This is a genomic window from Vibrio sp. 10N.261.54.E10 (assembly GCF_002877735.2).
Taxonomy (GTDB): Bacteria; Pseudomonadota; Gammaproteobacteria; order Enterobacterales; family Vibrionaceae; genus Vibrio; species Vibrio crassostreae_C.
Genome location: NZ_MCXE02000002.1, coordinates 1499731 through 1521851, shown reverse-complemented (window position 1 = coordinate 1521851; position 22121 = coordinate 1499731). Strand labels below are relative to the sequence as shown.

Sequence of the window (22121 nt, the reverse complement as noted above, 5' to 3'; positions counted from 1 at the left end):
TTTACTCATCGATATGCGCATAAAAAAAGAGCTCCTAAGAGCTCTTCAATCTGTTCAGTTTCACTCAAACAATTACTTATTTGTTATGAGATTCCTGAAGTTTTTCCATTACCTGATCCAAGCTAAAGCTCGCGGCTTTTTGGCGTGGCGGATATTCAGCAAAGGTTTCTAGGAACTTGCCCACATACGCTTGTGCTGGAACGAACATATAAGCATGGTCTAACAACCAGTCGTAATATGTGTTCGATGTAATGTCTGCGTTTTCGTATGGGTCCATACGCAGGTTAAACAGCTTAGGAAGACGTAACGTCACGAACGGTTCAGCCCAAATTTGCATGGTACCCGTTGCACGCTGCTCCATGAACACCGCTTTCCATTGGTTGTAACGAAGCGCCGCTAAATCACCATCATCGGTAAAGTAGAAGATCTCCGAACGACGGCCTTTCTCTTCTTCACCCGTTAGGTAAGGAAGGAAGTTGTAACCATCTAAGTGAACCTTAAACGTTTTATCACCGGCAGTATGACCTTTGAGTAGTTTCTCTTTGATTTGGTCATCACCAGCGGCGGCAACGAAGGTTGGCATCCAGTCCATATGGTGCATGATTTCGTTAGATACGGTTCCTGGTTCAATCTTACCAGGCCAACGAACCATTGCTGGTACACGGTATGCGCCTTCCCAGTTGGTGTTTTTCTCACCACGGAACGGGGTTGTACCCGCATCAGGCCAAGAGTTCATGTGAGGGCCGTTATCCGTTGAGTAGAAAACAATCGTGTTGTCTTTGATACCCAACTCATCCACTTGCTTCAATAGTTGCCCAACGTGTCGATCGTGCTCAACCATACCATCAGCGTAGTTACTGATGCCGGTTACACCTTTGCTATCTGGCTGCACGTGCGTTCTAAAGTGCATTCGTGTTGCGTTCCACCACACGAAGAATGGTTTGTCCGCTTTCACTGCGCGATCCATAAAATCAAGTGCCGCGTCTAGTGTTTCTTCATCAACCGTTTCCATACGCTTACGCGTCAGTGGACCGGTATCTTCAATCTTGCCATCAGCGAATGACTTAATGACACCACGAGGGCCAAATTTCTTACGAAACTCAGGATCGGTTGGGTAATCTTCATTCTCTGGTTCTTCTTCAGCATTTAGGTGGTAAAGGTTGCCAAAAAATTCGTCAAACCCGTGTGCTGTTGGAAGGAATTCATCTTTATCGCCAAGGTGGTTTTTACCAAATTGACCTGTCATGTAACCCATAGGTTTCAGCATTTCTGCGATTGTCGCGTCTTCTGCTTGTAAGCCAATGTCTGCGCCCGGCAAACCTACTTTACTCAAACCCGTTCGTAATACACTTTGTCCCGTGATAAAGGTAGAGCGACCCGCAGTACAAGATTGCTCTGCGTAATAGTCCGTAAACATCATCCCTTCTTTCGCGATGCTATCAATATTCGGGGTTTTGTAACCCATGAGACCGAAGGTGTATGCACTCACATTGGATTGACCAATATCGTCCCCCCAAATAACCAATATATTTGGCTTTTCAGCCGCAAAAGTGGCGCTGGACGCGGCCATCATCGCTGTACCCAAAATCGCTAATCGACGTTTAGCGCCATATTTCGCTGTCATAGAAACCTCTTCGTAAGTTATTTGCATCCTGCCCTACAACGTATAGTCCATTTTTTACACATGCGCGAGATACCCTAAGCTATTAATCTTTTTGTCATTTTTATTGAGATACGGATACAGAAATCATCGATAAGGTTTACGCCAACAAACATGATAAGGATCACACATACAAACTAAGGCTTTATTCTACGTACCCACTGGAGCTGATATTAATCAATAGGTTACCTAAGCATCATAACGATTGGTTATAAGCACTATAAAAGGACGTAACGGAATTTTGAGAATAACATTTGCTCATCGATGCGTTGTTCTAACGCATTAATCTTAAAAGTGAATCGGAGTCCTTATGGGTACTAAAATTAATAAACTAGCATTAGGTGTTGGCTTATTAGCAGCTTCTTCAGCGGCAACAGCAGCAGAAAAACCAAACATTCTTGCTATCTGGGGTGATGACATTGGTGTATTCAACATCAGTGCATACAACAACGGTATGATGGGTTACGAAACACCTAACATCGACCGCATTGCTAACGAAGGCGCACTATTTACTGACCACTACGGTCAACAATCGTGTACTGCTGGTCGTGCTGCATTCCTAACAGGTCAAGAACCTTTCCGTACTGGTCTATTGACTATCGGCATGCCAGGTTCGGACCACGGTATCCCTGATTGGGCTCCAACGATCGCAGACCTTCTTAAAGAACAAGGCTACATGACAGCTCAGTTCGGTAAGAACCACATGGGTGACCAAGACAAACACCTTCCAACGAACCACGGTTTTGACCAGTTCTTCGGTAACCTGTACCACCTAAACGCCGAAGAAGAGCCAGAAACATATTACTACCCTAAAGACCCAGAGTTCCGTAAGAACTACGGCCCTCGTGGTGTAATCAAGTCTACTGCTGACGGTAAGATTGAAGATACTGGCCCAATGACGCGTAAGCGTATGGAGCATGCGGATGAAGAGTTCCTAGAAGAATCTCTAGCATTCATGGAAAAAGCGGTAAAAGCTGACAAACCATTCTTCATCTGGCACAACACCACTCGTATGCACGTGTGGACTCGCCTACAAGAGAAATACCAAGGTAAGTCAGGTATCAGTATTTATGCTGATGGTATGTTAGAGCATGATGACCATGTTGGTGTGCTTCTAGACAAGCTGGATGAACTAAAAATCGCTGACAACACTATCGTAATTTACTCTACCGATAACGGTGCTGAAACGGTTTCTTGGCCTGATGGCGGCGCAACTTACTTCCACGGTGAGAAAGGTACAACTTACGAAGGTGGTATGCGTGTGCCTCAGCTAGTTCGCTGGCCTGGGACTATCAAACCTGGAACTAAAATCAACGATATCATGGGCCACCAAGACTGGATTCCTACTCTACTAGCAGCCGCTGGTGATGATAAAGTGGTTGAGAAGCTAGCATCTGACAAAGGTGCAACTTACAACGGTAAAAACTGGCGCGTACACCTAGATGGTTACAACTTCCTGCCTTACTTCCAAGGTAAAGAAGAGAAAGGCCCTCGTGACAGCATGCTTTACTTCTCTGCTAACGCTGAGCTAAACGCAGTACGTTGGAATGACTTCAAGATTTCGTTTGCTGTGATGGATGGTAACATTGTGGATGCAGTTCGTTTCCAACCAAACTGGCCTCAAGTTGTTCACCTACGTGCTGACCCATTCGAGAAAGCACCGCACGAGTCTGGTATGTACCTACGCTGGATGGCAGACAACATGTGGTTATTCGTTCCAGTAGGAAATCAGGTTCAAGAGTTTATGACGACGCTACCAGATTACCCTATGCAGAATAGCCAAGTACTGAACCCAGGTAACTTCAACCAGAATGCATACATGCTTCAAGGTAAACTTAAGCAACTAGAAGCAGCCGCAGCACAAGCTAAATAAGCTACTCTAGATTAAAAATGTAATAACGAAGCCGTGGTGACTGAATGCAGTGACCGCGGCTTTTTAGTATCCAATACAAATAACATAAGACGCGAACCGCCAACTAGTACAATTCACACCCAACCTACCCTCTCATTTTTCAAAAATAAAAACTCACACTAGTCAATGTGAACCTTAATATATGACCGTTGCGTTAAGATTTCGCAAATTTTTTCAAATCCTTATGACATGACTTGAATTGGAGTTCTTACCATGCGATTGTAGTTCAACTGCCCATAAACAACTGTATGATTATGAAAACATTAAAATCCATCGCGCTGCTTTCCACAATTATCGCAGCACCACAAGTGTTAGCTGACGTAACAATTGAAGTTCCTTCTAGCGCAGATGCTTTAGTCGAAGTCTTAGCTGTTAATGAGGCTAAACCTGATCTCGACGGTGGTTTCTTCTCTTCGAGCAAAACGATCACCGTTCCAGATGGCGTAAACCAAATCGTTTTCAAATATCAACTGGCTTTCAGCCAAGGTAACGACCGAGAGTTTGTCGATAGCGATACCATTATTGCTACTTTTGATGCGACAGACACAGCATTGACGTTTGACATGCCTAAGTTCCGTAACACCAACGAAGCGAAAAAAGGCCTTCAAAACTTAGATTGGAAACTGGTTGATGAAAACCAAAATGCAATCAGTGTTAAGCAAGACAAACTTATCAAAGATGGCATGCAGATTGGTCGTAAGTACCCGCAAGAAGCGAAGGAGTACAACCAGAAAGGCGGCATCGCTGCACTTACAGTAGGTTCTAGCGCGGGCGTAGCAGCTGCTGTCGCACAACCGGTAACGCTTCCAACAAAGATTGACGGAAATGCAGCAAATACAGCTGAAGAGATGCTCTATTTCTGGTACGAAAAAGCGGATGCTGAAACCAAGCAGAAATTCAAAGACTACGTGAACAAGTAGCTCAATGAGCTTAATTTAGAAATGAAAGAAGCTGGCAAACTGCCAGCTTCTTTTTTGTCTTCATCTAGATGATTTAGGCTTATAGAGATTAAGCAGACTCAGTCGATAACACTTTACCATCCACTTTAGTTGGCCATCCTAGCGCTTTATACTCAGCTGCTAGTAAATGGGCACAGCGGCTAGAAATTCTGGTCAGAACCAGCTTTAGCTAAGTAACCTTGAACAAGCTCTCGATATTGCTGCTTCAATGGCGCTTCAATAAAGCTCGCGTCTATCGCATTCAAACTAAACAGCGCTAACTCCTGATGCGTCATCTCATGAGCTTTGCTCACCGCATTAAAGTTATCCGACATGTAACCACCAAAATAAGCAGGGTCATCCGAGTTAATCGTTACAGCCACACCCTTTCTGAGCAGTTCGACAATGTTGTGGTCTTCCATCACATCGAATACACGCAATTTAATATTCGACAGTGGGCACACCGTCAGTGGCATTTTGGTTTCAATCAGCTCTTCGATTAGAGCTTCGTCTGTCATGCACTGGACACCATGATCCACTCGACTCACGCTGAGCATTTCAATCGCATCGACAATGTTTTGAGCCGGCCCTTCTTCTCCTGCATGCGCCACCGTCAAGAAGCCCGCTTGTTTTGCTTGTTGGAATACACGCTTGAACTTCTCTGGTGGGTGTCCTAATTCAGAAGAGTCCAGTCCAACCCCGACGATCTTATCTTGATGCTTCAATACCTCTGCGAACGTTTGAATGGCGCTCTCTTCAGATAAATGGCGCAGAAAACATGCGATGATTTGAGAGGTAATGCCCAACTCTTTATGACCCTGTTCAAGCGCACGATGAATGCCGTTAATAGCGGTGTCGAATGCAATGCCACGATCGGTATGTGTCTGAGGATCAAAGAAAATCTCAGTATGGATAACATTGTCGGCTTTACAGCGTTCTAGATAAGCCCATGTTAAGTCGTAGAAATCCTGTTCTGTGCGCAGTGCATCAGCACCTTGATAATAGATATCCAGAAATGACTGTAAATCATCAAATTCGTATGCGCGTCTTAGTTGCTCTGGGGATGAATAAGGCAGCTCAATGCCATTGCGTTGAGCAAGCTGGAAAAGTAACTCAGGTTCGAGCGAACCTTCAATGTGTAAATGCAACTCTACTTTTGGGAGCCCTTGAATAAATGCGTTCATATTTCACCTACTATGGATTTTAGGTGTGCACTTACTCTGAATAATAGACAGGAGGTTTTCTTGAACGCCATTACAAAGAGTAAGAACACAATTGTGATCTAAACCCTTCGTAATCAGCACTTTGCGGGTGCTGGTAGAGACCCCCAAACCATATCATTGGGGTTATACGAAGCAAACGGTTGCTACTATACAGAGTTTAATGGGAATTTCACTAATCAATTGCTCATTAACCGATTTCTAAAGCAGGAACCTGTTTGGATCGATCTCAACGGTAATCTGGTCGTATTCTCGACATCAGCAACATATCGATGTACTTACCCGCTTTGAACGTACTGAGTCTTTTTGTGCCTTCTAACTGAAAGCCTACACGTTCATACAAAGCAATAGCGGCGTGGTTATCGGCATGAACCTCTAACTCAAGACGCACGAGATTAAGCCAGTTATCCGCCTGATTGATCGCTTCTTGCATTAACGCCTTACCGACCCCTTTACCATGCATATCCGGGTGAATAGCAATACCAAGACCAGCGCAGTGCCTGTCTCTTACCTTGGTGGTCATGAATAAAGTAATGTGACCCACTACTTTGCCGGAGACTTCCGCAACCAGAGTGAAATGGTCTGAATGACCAAACAGTCGCTCCACTTGTTCAGAACTAAGATAAGGCTTTTGTGAGGTGTTTTCTGAAACTGAAGGGCGGCGATAAATATCGAAAATATCTTGGCTATCCGTTGCTTCTAAATGTCTAATTTGTATTTCCAAAGCGTTTCCTTATCCTATTATTTCTATCCATAAGCTAATTTTCATATTACGGATAGCAACGGGAACCTACAACCTTTAAAGGTGTAAGTGACCGAAATAATTAAACAAATAGTAAGACTGAACTTAAACTTCTGCTTTGATGAGTATTTTTAAAATAGTGTGAATATCAGAATTTATAATCCACACCCACACTCGCTAATACTTGCTCGGAGTTATAGAAATCGATATTAGAATCTATGCTTCTTAAACCCAGTAAAGTAATGAACGCCCAATCTTTATAGCCCATCAAACCACCAAACTCATAAGCTAAGAATGCACCGAATTCATTCTCTTCACGTACTTGCCCGTAAATTGGATTCGACTCATCATATTCACGATCACTTGCATCTAGGGTGACAACAAAACCATGACGACCGATTCTCTTCGCGTAGTTTAATTCAATACCATAACTATCGAAGCTGAGTGCTCCTCCTTCTGCGTCTGAGTGGAAATACACCATTGAAGGAACAAATAGACCTGCGTGGTTTGGTAAGATAAAGCGGTATCCTGCTTTGGCGTACACATAGGTTCTTTCCCTATCCAGCAGCACAGTATCTTCCGGAGATAAGCCTTGGCTACCAGATAGCTCTTCATCAACATCTGATTGCCCAAATGCGAGATCCGTTCGAAAACCAGTTCCACCGATATTAGTGAGCTGCAGTCGTCCTACATTACCTTTCACATCCGTTTCATTTCGATTAACGCCAACAGCATACGGATCCGTCCAAGCCTTACCCGAGATAAGCGTAGGAATAACAGAAAAATCCAATATGGTGCCACCAGAAAGTTGATATCGATAACCGATCTCAAACGCAATTAACCATTCACTCAAAGACACAACAAATTGATCTATCACGATTGGGCTTTCGTAATACCTCTCGAAAATAACGGACAAAACTCAAAGGAAGACAATATGTTTAATAAATTAATCAAAACCATGTCAGTGCTAGTTGCGACGCTTCTTTTTACGGCTTTTGCTCACGCTGATCACCACGGAATGAAGAAAGATATCGTTGACGTGGCGGCTGAAAACGGCTCTTTCAACACCTTGGTAGCAGCGGTAAAAGCGGCAGGCTTAGTTGAAACATTGAAAGGTGACGGTCCCTTCACAGTGTTTGCGCCAACGGATGAAGCGTTCGCTGCGCTACCAGAAGGAACGGTTGATATGCTGTTGAAGCCAGAAAACAAAGACAAGCTGATTGCAGTACTGACCTATCATGTGGTGCCAGGGAAAATAATGGCGTCTGAAGTGATGAAACTTGATAGTGCCGTAACAGTGCAAGGCGAAGCGGTAATGGTAGGAATTGATCACGGCAACGTGATGGTCAACAAAGCGCAGGTCGTGATGGCAGATGTTGAAGCAAGCAATGGTGTTATCCATGTGATTGATGCTGTATTACTGCCTAAATAATAAAGATGAACACAAATCAAAGGTTCTTAGAGGGTGTGACAGGCTCACACCCTTTTGACGTTTAAATACCAAGTTAAGATCGGTATCAAACTAGCCAAGCCTGCCTTGATATAAGCAAGAACCCGGATTACATAAACAAGCGCCCGAATATCAGAAAGGCCGCCATCGATACCACCTTCGTGAAGACCACCACCCAGATGCAGTCACCAATACTAGAGTGCGTCGCTTTCCCGAGTAAGAACACAAACAGAATCAACCCTAACACCCAGCCTACTGTTGGAATCAATGACACTAGAGCAACGATAACAGCAATAGTAAGAAGGGATTTAAAATCTGCGACCACGAAAGACATTTTAGAGGCGATGTACATACAACATGCGGTGATTAATGCGTCCATCACAAACACTAAAGCTTCAATTCCCACGTTACTTCCTTCACTCAAATTAGTTGCAGTGAATATTATCGCTAAAGTGATGATTTTTCTTGAATAAGAGAACAAAAAGCAGGTGAAAACTGTGTCAAAAATGAGATTACCGTTCGTCTGAAGGCATAGGTTTATTTGTTCGAGTCTTCTAAGCCTTTGACCAGTGCTCGCGACCGAGTCTGATTTGCTTTTTGATAGGCATCAAAGCCATCTTCGCGTTTACCTCCGAACAAACAAAGAAACGAGTTGATGACAAATGAAAAGAATGAGATGACGACAACAAAGAGAGGAAATAGCCCCGACACCCCAGCATCTAAGGCAAGAACGCCAACAGCGAAGGACAACATCGACACCAATGTATATAGTTTAGATCTACTCACATGACTCATGAACAACACTCCTTGTATTCATTCAATGTTTAGATTAGACAAATTATCTTGCACACAATTTGAACTCATCGACAATATCAATAGATCAGGAAAAGTTATCCTTAAAAAGGTTCATTAATATTTCAAACTCGGTTTCTGTATCCCTACGAACACTAGCCCGCCTATTCAACTGACTTTTCTATCTTCAACTACCTTTTCCATCACGTAATTGGTCAGCTTTACACCACGCATTTCGACTTCCTGTTCATTCACCACCTTAAAACCAAGATGCTCATAGAAAGGCCTTGCGGTAATACTTACTTCAGAGAAATATCTCGATATACCACGAACTCGACCCACAGTGAAAACATGTTCCATCAACGCTTTCCCTACCCCCTTCCCTTGATATTCGTGGTGACAGAAAAAGTGATCAATCAAGCCACTTGGTTGCAGGTCAGTATAGCCAACTACGCAACCATCGAGTTCAGCCACAAAGGGTTGTAACCCATTCATACGCTTTTGCCATAACGCAAAGTCAAAGCTACTGGGTGCCCAAGCTTCGACTTGCTGTTGAGAATAATCTCGAACATTCACGTTACGTACCGTATGAAAGAAGATCTCCCACAGTGCTTTGTCATCATTCGCTTGATAGTTTCGAATTCTAATCACAACATACTCCTTTTTGTCTTAAGTCCTTTCTGAGGTGAAAATAAACAGCTGAATCAGCAAGCTTTATAACCTAACAGCCTCAGCTTTAGAGCAAGATATCAACGATAAAACACAGCGAGCCAGATCGTCACCGCATCTTTATCCGTCCTCAGCACCTTGTGTTTTTCACCTGCGGAAATATTGAGATAATCCCCTTTAGACAAGGTAACAATGCGACCATCTTCAAACTCAATCACCCCTTGCCCATCGATCACCATTACCCATTCATTCTCATCTTGATCATACCAACCCTCGTCTGGTGAACTGTGACCATATGAGAGTATTCTCTCGATTCGAATGTTGTCGTTGGCAATCAGGTCATTGAATATTTCATTGGGTATTGATGAAGGAACATCATTGTAAATGTTTGGCATCAAGCTCTCCTAGCTAGCATTGAATTGATTAACAACTTGGGCCTTAGCTGTACTGTAAACCTAAGCAGCGGCACTCTTTTTGAAGTAAAAACGGTAATAGCCCACCAAGTTACTGCAGATAAACAGCGCCTCCATAACAACCGCTGTTGGCGAACCAACTAAATAATTGTGAACCAACCAAAAGCTGGTTCCGATGATCATCAATTCTCTTAATCGACGGTCATCTTTATTGAAGGCTGCAAAGGTCTGAAATACGGAGGCAAAGCAACTCAATATGCTGGTCAGCCCTGAGTAAGTCACTGCGGTTGCGACCACCGACATCGAAGAAAACAAATATTTAAACTTAGACGAGGTAGAAAATACGCTCGTCAAATAGCGAATCGTGGCAATCGTCATTAAGCTCGCCGCTGTCCATTGTTCAAGAAGGATAAAGTGACTCGAAATAAGAACGCCAGCAAAGAACAGACAAGTGACGATTTTCTTCCTTTCCTTGAATTGGAATGACAGAAGATCAAAACAAATGGCTATCGCGACTAATACTTGGGAAAGATAAAAGGCAGACACGGTGATTCCTTCAATAATAACATTCCGCCCTAGCCGCTTCTTTCACGGTGAATAATCGAATAAAACATACTAGGCGGTTACAACAAAACAGAGCAAACAGCGCTCTAAAGCTTCTATAAAAATCTAAAGCTTCAACACACCACTAATCACAGTGGTCGCAGAGCCGATTAACTTTATTCGCCCATTAGCCAATAATTCAGTCGACATATAGCCACCACGACGAGACGCCTGATAAGCACTGAAACTGCTTTTGTTGAGCTTTTCTGCCCAGTGTTGCGTCAATGCGCAATGTGCCGAGCCAGTCACAGGATCTTCATTAACCCCAACCCAAGGTGCAAAGTAGCGAGAAACAAAATCAAGTTCCGTATTTGCTGCCAATGCTGTCACCACTACACCTCGCCCTTGAATACCTTTTAACGCATCAAAGTTTGGTGAAAGCTCCAATAACACTTGTTCGTTGGAAACTTCGATTAACTGCTTAGAGTCAAATTCTCTGAATGAAACTACTTGATGCGGATCTAAACCTAGGTGTTCAAGCAGCGTGAGGTTGGGTTCAGAACGCAATGATAGCTGTGTACTAGGAAAATCAAGCTCGATAGACGATTCACAAACGGCGGCAGATAATTCCCCAGATAAGGTGTTAAACACGACCTTATCACCTGTCTCAAGCAGTCCTTGTTCTTTCATCACATGAACCGTTGCCAGTGTGCCATGTCCACACAGCTTCACTTCGACTTCGGGAGTGAACCATTTAAGCGTCATAGTGTTAAGCGCGAGAAAAGCCGTTTCAGATACCGCCATCTCTTCAGCGATTGAAAACATTAACGACTCATCCAACGGCTCTTTGGAGATACAGACCCCGGCAGGGTTCCCTTTAAACGCTTGAGTTGTAAACGAATCTACTTGATATATCTCTAAATCCACAATGGCTCCTAAATGCACAACATTTCCCAAACCGGCAATCATGGCTCGTTGGGACATAACCTAGATATTGCTGCCCACAATAAGCACAATCACCTTGTGCTACAAGTCTTTAGCAACAACTTTATCGATACTTATTGAGAAACGAAACAAATGATAAACAAAACGTTATAGAAGTGTTTTTAGGGATAAAAGAACATTGAACATAAGAGTAAATCGCGATGGCAAAACAAAGGAATAACGACGATTAATGCGAGCGAAAACCCGAAAAAGGTAATCACCGCATCATTATTTAATGCTTAATATTTGCATAATAACTTCTAAGAATGGATATTATGATGAATATTAATTTAAATAATCCATTCACGGACAATAAACTGGAATACGTACTTGTGTTGAATACGATACGACGGAGTCATCCTTGCCTCACACGATAAAGGTTCGGTATCAAGTAGGAGTAGCAAGTTGCTATTTGCATGAAATGCATGAAGTTGAAGTTGAAGTTAAATTAAGTGCCTAAATTTGAATCATGTCGCAGATTTTGGGCTACGATTTAGTTATCACGTACGAAAGGGAATCCGTCAGTGAAAGCGTTTTGTGTATCAATTCTCGCGTCAACATCCTTTTTGGCTAGCCCTGTATTTGGCCAGCAGCATGATATTTATCTCTACAATTGGGATGAATTTTTATCTGACAGCGTCGTTACCCAGTTGAGTGATACCTACGGCATATCACTAAAGCAACAATTCTTCTCTGATGAGTCAATAAGGGATGAGGTTCTATTAAGCGAACGTCGAGGCGCTTTTGAACTGGTCATCGTCGAAAGCGTAAAACTTAAGGCATTAGCCAAGCAAAACCTGTTCCATAACCTAAGTGACTTACAACAATCCATTGAAAGCAATTTTGATCCCAGGTGGGCGGATGGATGCGGTGAATATGGTATTCCTTACGCTTGGGGAACATCCGGTATCCTATATCGCAGTGATAAAATCTCCGCCCCAGAATCTTGGATGGCCATTCTTGAGCCCGACTCCAAAGTCAGTGGCCGTATAAGTATGTACTACGACCCCACCGACTTGGTAAGTACTGCGTTATTGGTCAATCAATTTGACCCATTTACCAACAATGAACAAGAACTTCGTGTTGCTTACAAAACGCTACAACTGCAGAAGCCACATCTTGAAAGCAATGAGTATGTCATCGACCACATCCACCAGCTTGAGCGCCTAGCCAATATCGACCTCGCCTACGGATACTCTGGTGACAGCTATGTGCTTAATGATGCCGAACCTGAGGCATCTTGGGCCTACACAGTGCCTCTAGAAGGAACAACCTTATGGTTAGAGTGTATGGCTGCAATTAACAACGGAGAGCGATCTCCACAGGCAACCACGATTCTCTCCTTCTTATCGCAACCCGAAATCGCCGCTCAAAACGCAATGGATTCATGGTTTGCAACGCCAAGTTCAAAAGCAAAAGCACTCACTTCTCAGGAGTATCAAAACGATCCCGAGCTTTTCCCGAATAAAGAAGTATTAGATCGCAGCTACCTTTATCAGCCGTTAGAACCGAGTAGCATTCAAATTCGCAATCGTATTGTCGACAGTTTGAGATAACTCATGCCAGTATTGAAGAAGCTCTATTTTGTACTTTTACCAACGCTGACATTTGTGCTCCTGATAGCAGGAATCGTGATGTACAACTTCGCATCAAATCATGCTAAGCACATGTATTTGGACAAGGTGCAATCTGATGTGAACACCGCTTTAGTCGCGGCGGAATACGAGCAGCTCGGCTTGTCCTTACTAGTTAAAGATATCGGTTCTTCGTTGCAGTTCCTCCGCTACATTCAAAATCCTGGCGACTACACGACTCTATCGCTATTGGAAAAACGAGTACTCCGAGTATTAAGCCAGAATCACGTCTATCAATTTGGGCAACGCAATGTTTATATCGTGGACCCTAAGTTCAAATTAACGCTTTCGACTCTCAGAGCCGATCCTTTCGAGGGGCTAAAGATCCCTGACAAGATTTACGAAAGAGTCTTCGATATATACACCTCGTTAATCAGCAAAAATGAACTCTCCTACGAAGGCTTCTCTTATATCTCGATCAGTGGAGAGCTCAGATACTCGTATGTTGCAGCAATTGACCCTTACCTCCTTCCTCAAGACAAACGTGCAAGTAACAGTTTAAATCGCTACATCTTGATTGCTGACGGGCCTCTGATGCAACTCTCTAGCCTGCTAATCAAATACAATGACGATGACAATATTCAGTTCTTAATCGAGCCATCCTCAGACGCTGCCAACATTGAAAATACCCAATTCGTTATCAAATCAATTGAGCAAACCCAAGATAATATCAATGTGCAGATGACCAGCCGACATCTCATCGCGCAAGTAAATATTCGAGAACAAAAGTTCAACCATGAGAAAGCCATCATCGCTAAACAAACCTTGTTAGGTGGCTTTGGTACTCTCTTTACGATCATGTTGATCGTACATTTAGTGGTACGTTACCAACTCGTGCGCCCGCTTAAAGACTTACTGCAAGAGATATCGATCGGCGGGCTCAAACTTAGATACTTCAAACGCTCATCAGGGCAAAGTGAAGTTGATGGTTTAAAGAACGCGTACATAGACTCATTAACAGAGTTGAAGTTCGAAGCCGAATTCGACCAACTCACCAAGCTAGCTAACCGACGCTCTTTCATCAGACACCTTGATGTACGACTAAAAAGCTCGATGAGCCCACACTGCTATGTGGTTTGTTGGGACATCATCGATTTTCGTAAAATTAACGATCTCTACGGGGCAAAAGTTGGTGATAATGTACTGATAAGCTTAGCTCAAGCACTGAAAGAGACACTACAAAACCAACAAGCCTCTTTGGGCTTTAGTTGCAGTGATTACTCTTTAGCCAGACTGGGAGGGAATCAGTTTATCGCGATCTTGGAGATGGGTAAGAACCAAGTGATAAACGAAGAAATTGAGAACATCAACAATACGCTGACCGGCACCACCTTCCTTGACTACTATGGGTTTCGATTATCACTCGCAACAGGTGTTTTACCGCTCGACACGCCAAAGTTCGATGAGATTTGGCACCGATGCATCGATGAAATGTTAGCTAATGCGAAGTCTCATAGTGATGGCGAAAGTCGTATTGTTTATGGCGAAGAGTTGTTACATACCTTGGAACGCCATGACGTTGTAGAGAAAAGACTCTTAGAGTGCTGCGAAAGTGACAACTTTGAACTTCGCTTTATGCCTATTTTTAACGCCAAGACACTTCAGATAGATGGCGCGGAGTGCCTGATTCGTTGCCCAGCCTTATTCGATATCGATGCGGGACCAGAAGAATTTATCCCAGTTGCAGAAAAGAGTAACCTTATTGCCAGGCTCGACATGTGGGTCATTGGCACCGCGATCAAAAGCTATAAAGAGCTTTCAGAACTTCATAAATACAAGGGCACTCTGTCAATTAATATCTCGGCGATGGAGCTCTACAACCGTAATTTTGCCGACAACATCCGTAAAGTACTCGAACGTTATCAAGTGCCACCTGGCAACATTATTATAGAGATTACCGAGACCAGTTACGTGAAAAGTACCAAGCTTACGGTGCAGACTATCGAGAGCCTCAGAAGCTTAGGTTTAAAGGTCTCCCTTGACGATTTTGGTACGGGCTACACAGCGTTTAACCAACTTCTCCACTACCCTGTGGATGAGCTCAAAATTGATAAGAGCTTTATCGATAACATGGTAGACGACAAGGCCGACCGCAAGATGGTCGAATCTATGGTTAACTTAGGCCACTCTTGTGACACGCTAGTCGTCGGAGAAGGTGTTGAGTCGATAGAACAGTATCATTACCTCAGAAAAGCCAACTGTAACCTAATACAAGGCTACTTCTTCAGTCAGCCACTCACTTATCTGGAATTCATCGAGTTTGTTCGAAACCATAACCCGCAAGCAATTTTAAACCCGCAGTCTGTTAGCAGTTCGAGATCTAACGAGCGAATCGTTGCACTCACTCAAAAGCAGTAACCTTAAACCTAAACCTCAAAGCCTCTCTTCCTATTCAAGCGCGGAAAGCCACTATAGCTATAACTAGTAGTAGAACTATCTTCATCAGAGCAGGAGCTCTCTATTGGCTGCACATTGAATGAGGAGGCAAATAAAGAATGGCAAAAGCCATGATAGTGAAGCGGGAGAATGGTGAGCGTACAGTCAACAAAACCTAATGATCTAACTTATCGCTGATGCGGGGATTAACTCTGCATTGTCGTTAGTAGCTCCATCATATCTTTAGAGCTGATGTTCTTCTTATGCCTGACTACAGCGTCAATCATCAATTCTAAATTCCCCGCAGAGATATAATCCTTAAGCACGTCATTGAATTTTTCCTGTATCTCATCACTTGTGTACAATTGCTCAGGAATGAAGAATAGAAACTGACTGCCACTACTACGAAACGAGATAGTACTTTCCGGTACCTTTGCCGTCAGGGACTTAGCAGCTGAACTCACCACCAAGTCTCCATATTCAAGTCCATACTTTTGGTTTATCTCACTAAGGTTTCTGATTCTTACAAAGTAAAGGTCGAAATTACCGTTTGTTGGATAGCTGTTCTTAACAAACTGCATGAGCGAGACTCGATTGCGAAAGCCAGTAATGAAGTCGGTAGAATGAAGTTTTCGTTTGATTGCAAAGTCGACGTAAAAAATCGCTCCTGTCACAAGCAGTAGCAACACCAGAAATACGCTGCTTAACTGATGCATCATCACCAACTTGTCGACCATTGTGGTGTTTTCTTCAATAACCGGGCTTTGAAGTCGAAACTTTTCGTTAATAAATTCGACCAGCGTGTTGTAACAAATATCAATTTTCTTCTGCAGTGATTCCTTAGGCAAAGCGCCTTGATTCACCAACTTAATTGAGGATTCTAACGACTTAAACTTTTCAAACTCTGCGGTAAAGTACGGTTTAAAGTTTGCTGAGCGAATAAAATTGGACGATTCAGTGCTGTTGATCAGAATATCAAAACGACTCCAAGTAATGTCATATGCCAACCAAAGTTCATCATAATCAATCGTCTTTGCATGGCTAACCATCAAGAAGTTTGCATACTCTTTGACGAGTTGAAAAACAAACCAAGTGGCCTCATTTTGGCGGTTAGAAAAGCTCTTGTTGATGTCATTAATTCGAGTGACACTGTAGATATTGACGGATAGAACAACCACGGCCAAAGACAAAACAACGACTTTGATTGCGGCCATAGACAACAGCTTCTTCATAATTAGCCTCTACAGGTGAATATCACGAATCTGCCAAATCATCTTGGCATGGAAATCAGGGGTATTGGTTTCAGGGTTCGCAGAGATTGGGTAAATCAACCAAAACGGGCCTTTCTCTCTCACAGACATAAACTCCCCATTCTTTTTAATCGCAATGATGGGTTCATAGGTATCAAAATCTTCTTTGGGCACCGCAATTTTATAGTCATTCAATGCTACGAAAGTGACTTGTGATGATATCGGTAGATCCATATTTTCAAGCACCGTTTGTAACGTCACACCACTATAAACGGTCAGACCCTCGACCCAAGGCAAGGTGGTAGTAATTTCTTTTTGAGGAAGTGACAGGAGTTGCTCTCTACTAAAACCATGCTTTTGCCCGGAGTGGTCGAAAACCGTTAACTCTGAGGCTGCAAAAATCGAAAACGAGCAAAGCCAAAGCATCAACAAGAATACAGTTCTCATTCTAAACTCCATTTAAAAAGGTCACTAATTTGAGTCTAGTATAAATTGACCATTTAACTTGTACCGATACCACTCAGATTGATTGGTATCGCTTTATCCCTAATGCCCCTACACCTCGCTGTTTTTCAATAACTTCGCCGTTTCTCTGTCTCTTCCATCACCGCTCTCGTTCAGCACTCCCTACCCGCTTGACGTATTCCTTCTCAACCGTCTAGTAACAAAAACTCGTATTTTACTCTGCGTAAGTAAACCAATAAGCCCTATGAATACGTATGAAACAACAAAATTAACAATAAATATGAGTAAGTCAGTAGCGAAAATGCTGGTTGCTGCATAACCTTTAATCGAACGTAAGCAGCTTTAAGAGACTTAATAACGAGTTCCAGTCGTTTCTACTTCACCAGTTGATCTCGTGTATTGATCTTAGAAAGCTTACTCATTTCATAATCAAGGGAATCGAGAATGAGTTTGAATATAAAAAAATTTAACCCCATGGCCACACTTTCTACCCTGGTAATGACGCTGGTCATGTTTCCTGTTTCTGCCGAAGTTAACCAAGAACAATTCGAGTTAGGTAAACAAAAAGCCAAAGTGTGTATGACCTGTCATGGCGCTGATGGCATCTCAACACAAGACCCCTACCCGAACCTTCGCGGTCAAAAAGTGGGTTATCTCATCTCTTCATTGAAAGATTACCAGACTCGAGAAAGAACCAGTGGCTTAGCGATTCTCATGCAACAACAAGCCGACACGCTCTCGGACCAAGACATTCGTGATATTTCCTATTTCTATTCAGTGCTCGGCAACGAAGCAAGCTCGCTCAGCGATTCAAATTAAGTCAGCGAATCAAAATATCTAGGCAAGGAGCCTTGTTATGGAACAAGTGACAACGCAATACAGCATTAAGGTCGTGAAGTACTTCATCATCGCCTCCTTAGTGTGGGCGATTGTAGGTATGATCATCGGCGTGATTCTCGCCGCGCAATTATATTGGCCAGTCTTAAACTTTGATTCTCAATATTTCCAATTTGGTCGACTGCGTCCGCTACATACCTCTGGAGTAATTTACGGCTTCGTCGTGAATATCTTGATGGGGACGTCTTTGTACATTGCCCAACGAACGGGCCATTGTGACTTGTTCAACAAAAGCCTTTCATGGATGGTATTTTGGGGCTGGCAATTCATCTTGTTACTTGCGGTCATTTCCTTACCCGCAGGACACACCAGCTCAAAAGAGTATGCGGAGCTTGAGTGGCCAATCGACTTGATGATTGTGTTGGTTTGGGTGCTGTATGCGGTGTTGTTCTTTGGCACCCTTGCTAAGCGTAAGGTCAGCCATATCTTCGTGGCTAACTGGTTCTTTGCTGCTTTCATCATCGTCGTTGCAATGATTTTCATCGTGAACAACCTCGCGATGCCTGTGTTGGCTATGAAGTCTTACTCTGTGTTTGCAGGCGCTCAAGATGCGATTGTTCAGTGGTGGTGGGGACATAATGCCGTCGGCTTCTTGCTGACTGCTGGTGTGATTGGTATGAATTACTATTTCATACCCAAAGCAGCGGATCGACCTATCTACTCGTACCGTTTGTCTGTGATCCATTTCTGGGGCTTGGTCGGCTTTTACACGTGGGCCGGAACGCACCATTTGGTTTACTCTTCCGTTCCTATCTGGATTCAGAACATCGGCATCGTAATGTCTTTGATCCTGTGGCTCCCTTCTTGGGCCGGTGCGTTTAATAGCGCAATGACCCTCCTACAAAACAAAGAAAAGCTGAAGTCCGACTACATTCTTTTATTCTTTTTCTCAGCGATTCTTTACTACTGCTTGGCAACATTCGAAGGTCCGCTACTCGCTATCCGCTGGTTCAACATGGTGGCACACAACACCGAATGGATCATCGGTCACGTACATTCCGCAGCTCTTGGGTGGGTTGGAATGTCAGGGATAGCGGTTTTTTACTATTTCATTCCACGCTTGTGGGGCCAAACCGATCTTTGGTCACGACGACTGATTAAATGGCACTTTTGGCTCGCTCATGCTGGCGTAGCCATCTATGCGATAGCACTTTGGATCGCAGGCATCGGCGAGGGATATATGTGGCTCGCTCAAAATGAAAATGGCGAACTGATTTACAGTTTTGTAGAAGCTATGGACTTTAAAGCACCTTGGCTATTCATGCGTTTCTTTGGTGGCGCGCTGTTTGTACTTGGATTGTTCTTAATGGCTTTCAACTTGTACAAAACGGTTCGTATGCCCGTAACAAATGATGCTAAACACACTGTTAATGAAGGAGCTTAAATGATGAGTAAAGACTTTACACATTCAATCGTCATTTTAATTTTGACCACTGTTGTCGTGGCCTCCTTCTCTTTATTGGTCTGGGTAGTGCCAAGCATTGTCCGTGGCGATGATATTGCCAAAGGCAGCTTAGCGATGCCTCTCACACCGATTGAGTTAGCAGGCCGAGACATATACATCAGTGAAGGCTGCCATGTTTGTCACACACAAATGGTTCGCCCTCTAGAGCCAGAAGTGAAGCGTAATGGTCGCCCGAACCAAGAAGCAGACGATATCTATGAGTTTCCTAACTTGTGGGGCTCTAAACGTACTGGTCCTGACCTCACTAACTTAGGTAGAAAGTATTCTGACCAATGGCATGCTATTCACTTAATTGACCCTCGAAAAGTCGTACCGACCTCGATCATGCCCTCTTACCCGTGGCTATTTGAGCAGACTCTGACTGGCGATGATATTAGCGCCAAAATGGAAGTGTTACGTACCTTAGGTGTGCCTTATACCGATCAAGAAATTGGTGATGCCCGTTTGCAAGTAAGAGGCAAAACCAAAGGTGAAGCTCTGATTCGCTATTTACAAAGCCTGGGTAAAGATACGTCACAGGAGGTATCACAATGAGCACATTCTGGAATCTATGGGCGGTACTCTTAACCTTAATATTCTTTGTTCTGATGGTGTCTGTTGTCGTTAAATACTGGCGTAGCAATCACAAGGCCGATCACGACCACACCATTGGCACCTTTGATGGTATTGAAGAGAAAGATGCGCCTCCACCTAAGCTGTTATTTATCAGTTATGCAGTGGCATTTCTTTTGTCTGCGGGTTATTTGGTGCTCTACCCCGGGCTTGGAGAATGGGAAGGCTTAGTCGATTGGGAACAAAGCGACGATAAGCTCAGTTCACCATCCACCACTCTCAATGAGCAATTTGCACAAACCAGCGAAACCACGTTAGAGGGATTAGCTGCTGTCCCAGAGATCGTGAACAGCGGTAGGATTCTATTCCAAACTCACTGTGCCGCTTGTCACCGAGATAATGCACAAGGTCAGAAACACTTCCCTAATCTTATCGACCAAGAATGGTTATACGGCGGCAGTGATGAAGCTGTGATCCATTCGATTGCCAAAGGGCGAAATGGAGCGATGCCGGGTTGGAGTGAAATCATGCGCCCAGACGAGGTGGCAAAAGTCTCCTACTATCTAGCCTCCCTCAACCAACGTCATACCGATGTGCCGGAGATTAAAGTCGAGCTCGGTAAAACCTTGTTCGTCCAATACTGTTCGTCTTGTCATGCCGATGGTGCTGTCGCTAACCCAGCGATTGGCGTACCTGATCTTTCCGATGATATCTGGCTTCACGGAGGGAGTATTGAAGAGATTCAGCACACCATCAATTACGGTTTGAACAACCTAATGCCTGCGTTTGATGAGCAGCTCAGTGAGAACGAGATACTCGCGCTTGGGGCTTATATCCGACACGCTGGTGACGTAGAGCAACAACGGCTCGCGAGTTTGAAAGCATCATCTGTTGAGCGCGGAGAATATCTCGCTTATGCCGGTGACTGTGTGGCTTGTCATAGTGCAGAAGGTGGCGAACCCTTTGCTGGCGGCCTACCCTTTGTCACCCCCTTCGGCACCGTGTATTCAACCAACATAACGCCACACACTACCGAAGGTATTGGGACTTATGACTTCGATGATTTCCGAGCGGCGTTAGTCGCAGGTAAAGGCAAGAATGGTTACCTGTACCCTGCAATGCCTTACACCTCCTATCAATACCTCACCGACCAAGACATGGTGGATTTATGGGAATACATGCAGTCAATCACCGCCGTGCCGCGACGCAATGATGACAACAGCATGATGTTTCCATCCAATATTCGCTTAGGTTTGCTTGGCTGGAACATCGTATTCATGGATACCGACCCTATTGATTATGAAGTGCCAGAGGAACTCAAAGGAGAAATTGAGAATGTCGATAAGTGGCAACAAGGCAAATATTGGGTCGCAGGACTTGGTCACTGTTCGGAGTGCCATACACCTCGAAATATTGCCCAAGCACTGATACCAGAACGTATTTTCCAAGGTAACTTGATCGACGGTTGGAACGCGCCTGATATTACAGCCAATGAGCTCTATATCGATGGCTGGGATGAAGCAACACTCACAGACTTTTTACACACAGGACATTCAGACAAAGGCACCGCTTTTGCGGGTATGGCTGATGTAGTGAAAAACAGCCTAAGCTTGATGACGCGTGAAGATATTGAGTCGATGTCCTATTACCTACTCAGTGGGGACATCAACAACACCATTGCCAGTGATGCCGTTCAGTTACAGCCTAAAGGGTTTGATGAAGCTGCGTATGCCAGTGAAATCTACACCACGTATCGTCAAACCTGTGGGGCCTGTCATGGTGACGATGGTAAAGGTCGCGATCCAATCGCCCCTACTCTGTTGAACAACGGTATTATCATGCACAGCGACCCATTCAATACCATTGCGGTAACGGTGCGCGGCTTGCAACCCACCTATCTCGACAAAGACAGAAATTTCATGCCAATGGCAAGTTTTGAGGATGTACTGTCGGATCAACGCTTAGCTGAGTTAATCACGTTTGTGCGTTTAAACCTTGGCGACAGAAATGAACCGGTCACGGCTGAGCATGTTCGAGAGGTAAGAGAAACACTTGAAGCAGCAGGCTATGCAGGTGGATTACACACCACACCTGAAATGTACGAAAATCGAGATAAGAACATTAACATACGATAGGCGCTGTAGCTGTGCGTAGCCGAT

At 43.9% G+C, this 22121-nt stretch carries 20 protein-coding genes, 1 pseudogene and 1 riboswitch; of the genes and pseudogenes, 9 read left to right on the top strand and 12 right to left on the bottom strand.

What is annotated here, in order from left to right:
- Positions 1-76: 76 nt before the first annotated feature.
- A complete protein-coding gene (locus tag BCU07_RS18050; RefSeq protein WP_102428305.1) occupies positions 77-1624 on the bottom strand; it encodes an arylsulfatase in 1548 nt (515 codons plus the stop codon).
- A gap of 346 nt (positions 1625-1970) precedes the next feature.
- Here BCU07_RS18050 and BCU07_RS18045 point away from each other — a divergent pair, with 346 nt between their 5' ends.
- Positions 1971-3533, top strand: coding sequence for an arylsulfatase (locus BCU07_RS18045; protein WP_017064704.1), 1563 nt, complete (start codon positions 1971-1973; stop codon positions 3531-3533).
- Positions 3534-3826: 293 nt separating this feature from the next.
- Positions 3827-4492 (top strand): DUF2057 family protein, encoded by a 666-nt coding sequence (locus BCU07_RS18040; RefSeq protein WP_102320967.1) that lies wholly within the window; start codon positions 3827-3829, stop codon positions 4490-4492.
- A 179-nt stretch (positions 4493-4671) separates the two neighbouring features.
- On the opposite strand, the gene BCU07_RS18035 is transcribed toward BCU07_RS18040, so the two are convergent.
- The 3 genes and pseudogenes from BCU07_RS18035 to BCU07_RS18025 all read right to left on the bottom strand — a co-directional run.
- Positions 4672-5694: an adenosine deaminase gene (locus tag BCU07_RS18035; protein WP_102428306.1), complete on the bottom strand. Its 1023-nt coding sequence runs from the start codon at positions 5692-5694 to the stop codon at positions 4672-4674.
- Positions 5695-5784: 90 nt separating this feature from the next.
- Positions 5785-5884, bottom strand: a riboswitch (purine riboswitch).
- A gap of 75 nt (positions 5885-5959) precedes the next feature.
- The gene (locus BCU07_RS18030; protein WP_017060016.1) at positions 5960-6454 is read right to left on the bottom strand and encodes a GNAT family N-acetyltransferase; all 495 of its coding nucleotides are present in this window, start codon (positions 6452-6454) and stop codon (positions 5960-5962) included.
- A 166-nt stretch (positions 6455-6620) separates the two neighbouring features.
- A pseudogene (locus tag BCU07_RS18025) lies at positions 6621-7310 on the bottom strand (DUF2860 family protein); the annotation flags it as partial.
- A gap of 96 nt (positions 7311-7406) precedes the next feature.
- Here BCU07_RS18025 and BCU07_RS18020 point away from each other — a divergent pair.
- Positions 7407-7904: a fasciclin domain-containing protein gene (locus BCU07_RS18020; RefSeq protein ID WP_017064709.1), complete on the top strand. Its 498-nt coding sequence runs from the start codon at positions 7407-7409 to the stop codon at positions 7902-7904.
- A gap of 127 nt (positions 7905-8031) precedes the next feature.
- On the opposite strand, the gene BCU07_RS18015 is transcribed toward BCU07_RS18020, so the two are convergent.
- From BCU07_RS18015 to BCU07_RS17990, 6 genes are all read right to left on the bottom strand, one after another.
- Complete coding sequence (locus BCU07_RS18015) at positions 8032-8328, bottom strand: hypothetical protein (RefSeq protein ID WP_017060019.1); 297 nt, start codon at positions 8326-8328, stop codon at positions 8032-8034.
- A 131-nt stretch (positions 8329-8459) separates the two neighbouring features.
- Positions 8460-8717 (bottom strand): hypothetical protein, encoded by a 258-nt coding sequence (locus BCU07_RS18010; RefSeq protein WP_017060020.1) that lies wholly within the window; start codon positions 8715-8717, stop codon positions 8460-8462.
- A 165-nt stretch (positions 8718-8882) separates the two neighbouring features.
- Positions 8883-9365: a GNAT family N-acetyltransferase gene (locus BCU07_RS18005; RefSeq protein ID WP_017069854.1), complete on the bottom strand. Its 483-nt coding sequence runs from the start codon at positions 9363-9365 to the stop codon at positions 8883-8885.
- Positions 9366-9463: 98 nt separating this feature from the next.
- Complete coding sequence (locus BCU07_RS18000) at positions 9464-9778, bottom strand: cupin domain-containing protein (RefSeq protein WP_065584628.1); 315 nt, start codon at positions 9776-9778, stop codon at positions 9464-9466.
- Positions 9779-9838: 60 nt separating this feature from the next.
- Positions 9839-10342, bottom strand: coding sequence for a YgjV family protein (locus tag BCU07_RS17995; RefSeq protein WP_017060023.1), 504 nt, complete (start codon positions 10340-10342; stop codon positions 9839-9841).
- A 123-nt stretch (positions 10343-10465) separates the two neighbouring features.
- On the bottom strand, positions 10466-11266 hold the full coding sequence (locus BCU07_RS17990; RefSeq protein WP_065584627.1) for a PhzF family phenazine biosynthesis protein: 801 nt from the start codon (positions 11264-11266) through the stop codon (positions 10466-10468).
- Between the two features lie 581 nt (positions 11267-11847).
- Here BCU07_RS17990 and BCU07_RS17985 point away from each other — a divergent pair.
- Both BCU07_RS17985 and BCU07_RS17980 read left to right on the top strand, forming a co-directional pair.
- Positions 11848-12879, top strand: a complete 1032-nt coding sequence (locus tag BCU07_RS17985; protein ID WP_102428307.1) for a spermidine/putrescine ABC transporter substrate-binding protein — start codon at positions 11848-11850, stop codon at positions 12877-12879.
- 3 nt (positions 12880-12882) lie between these two features.
- Positions 12883-15315, top strand: a complete 2433-nt coding sequence (locus BCU07_RS17980; RefSeq protein ID WP_102428308.1) for a putative bifunctional diguanylate cyclase/phosphodiesterase — start codon at positions 12883-12885, stop codon at positions 15313-15315.
- Between the two features lie 224 nt (positions 15316-15539).
- Here the strand turns inward: BCU07_RS17980 and BCU07_RS17975 are convergent, their stop codons facing one another.
- Positions 15540-16565 (bottom strand): GGDEF domain-containing protein, encoded by a 1026-nt coding sequence (locus tag BCU07_RS17975; protein ID WP_102428309.1) that lies wholly within the window; start codon positions 16563-16565, stop codon positions 15540-15542.
- A 9-nt stretch (positions 16566-16574) separates the two neighbouring features.
- Positions 16575-17030, bottom strand: a complete 456-nt coding sequence (locus BCU07_RS17970; RefSeq protein WP_017069847.1) for a hypothetical protein — start codon at positions 17028-17030, stop codon at positions 16575-16577.
- A gap of 462 nt (positions 17031-17492) precedes the next feature.
- Between BCU07_RS17970 and BCU07_RS17965 the strand changes: the two genes are divergently transcribed.
- From BCU07_RS17965 to BCU07_RS17950, 4 genes are read left to right on the top strand one after another with little or no spacing between them, the layout of a single operon-like run.
- Entirely contained in the window at positions 17493-17867 is a 375-nt protein-coding gene (locus BCU07_RS17965) for a c-type cytochrome (RefSeq protein ID WP_059018733.1), read from the top strand.
- 37 nt (positions 17868-17904) lie between these two features.
- The gene (gene ccoN, locus BCU07_RS17960) at positions 17905-19329 is read left to right on the top strand and encodes a cytochrome-c oxidase, cbb3-type subunit I (protein ID WP_102428310.1); all 1425 of its coding nucleotides are present in this window, start codon (positions 17905-17907) and stop codon (positions 19327-19329) included.
- A complete protein-coding gene (locus BCU07_RS17955; RefSeq protein WP_017064719.1) occupies positions 19330-19944 on the top strand; it encodes a cbb3-type cytochrome c oxidase subunit II in 615 nt (204 codons plus the stop codon).
- Positions 19941-22097, top strand: a complete 2157-nt coding sequence (locus BCU07_RS17950) for a cytochrome c (protein ID WP_102393760.1) — start codon at positions 19941-19943, stop codon at positions 22095-22097. Before BCU07_RS17955 ends, BCU07_RS17950 begins: the two co-directional genes overlap by 4 nt.
- Positions 22098-22121 lie beyond the last annotated feature (24 nt).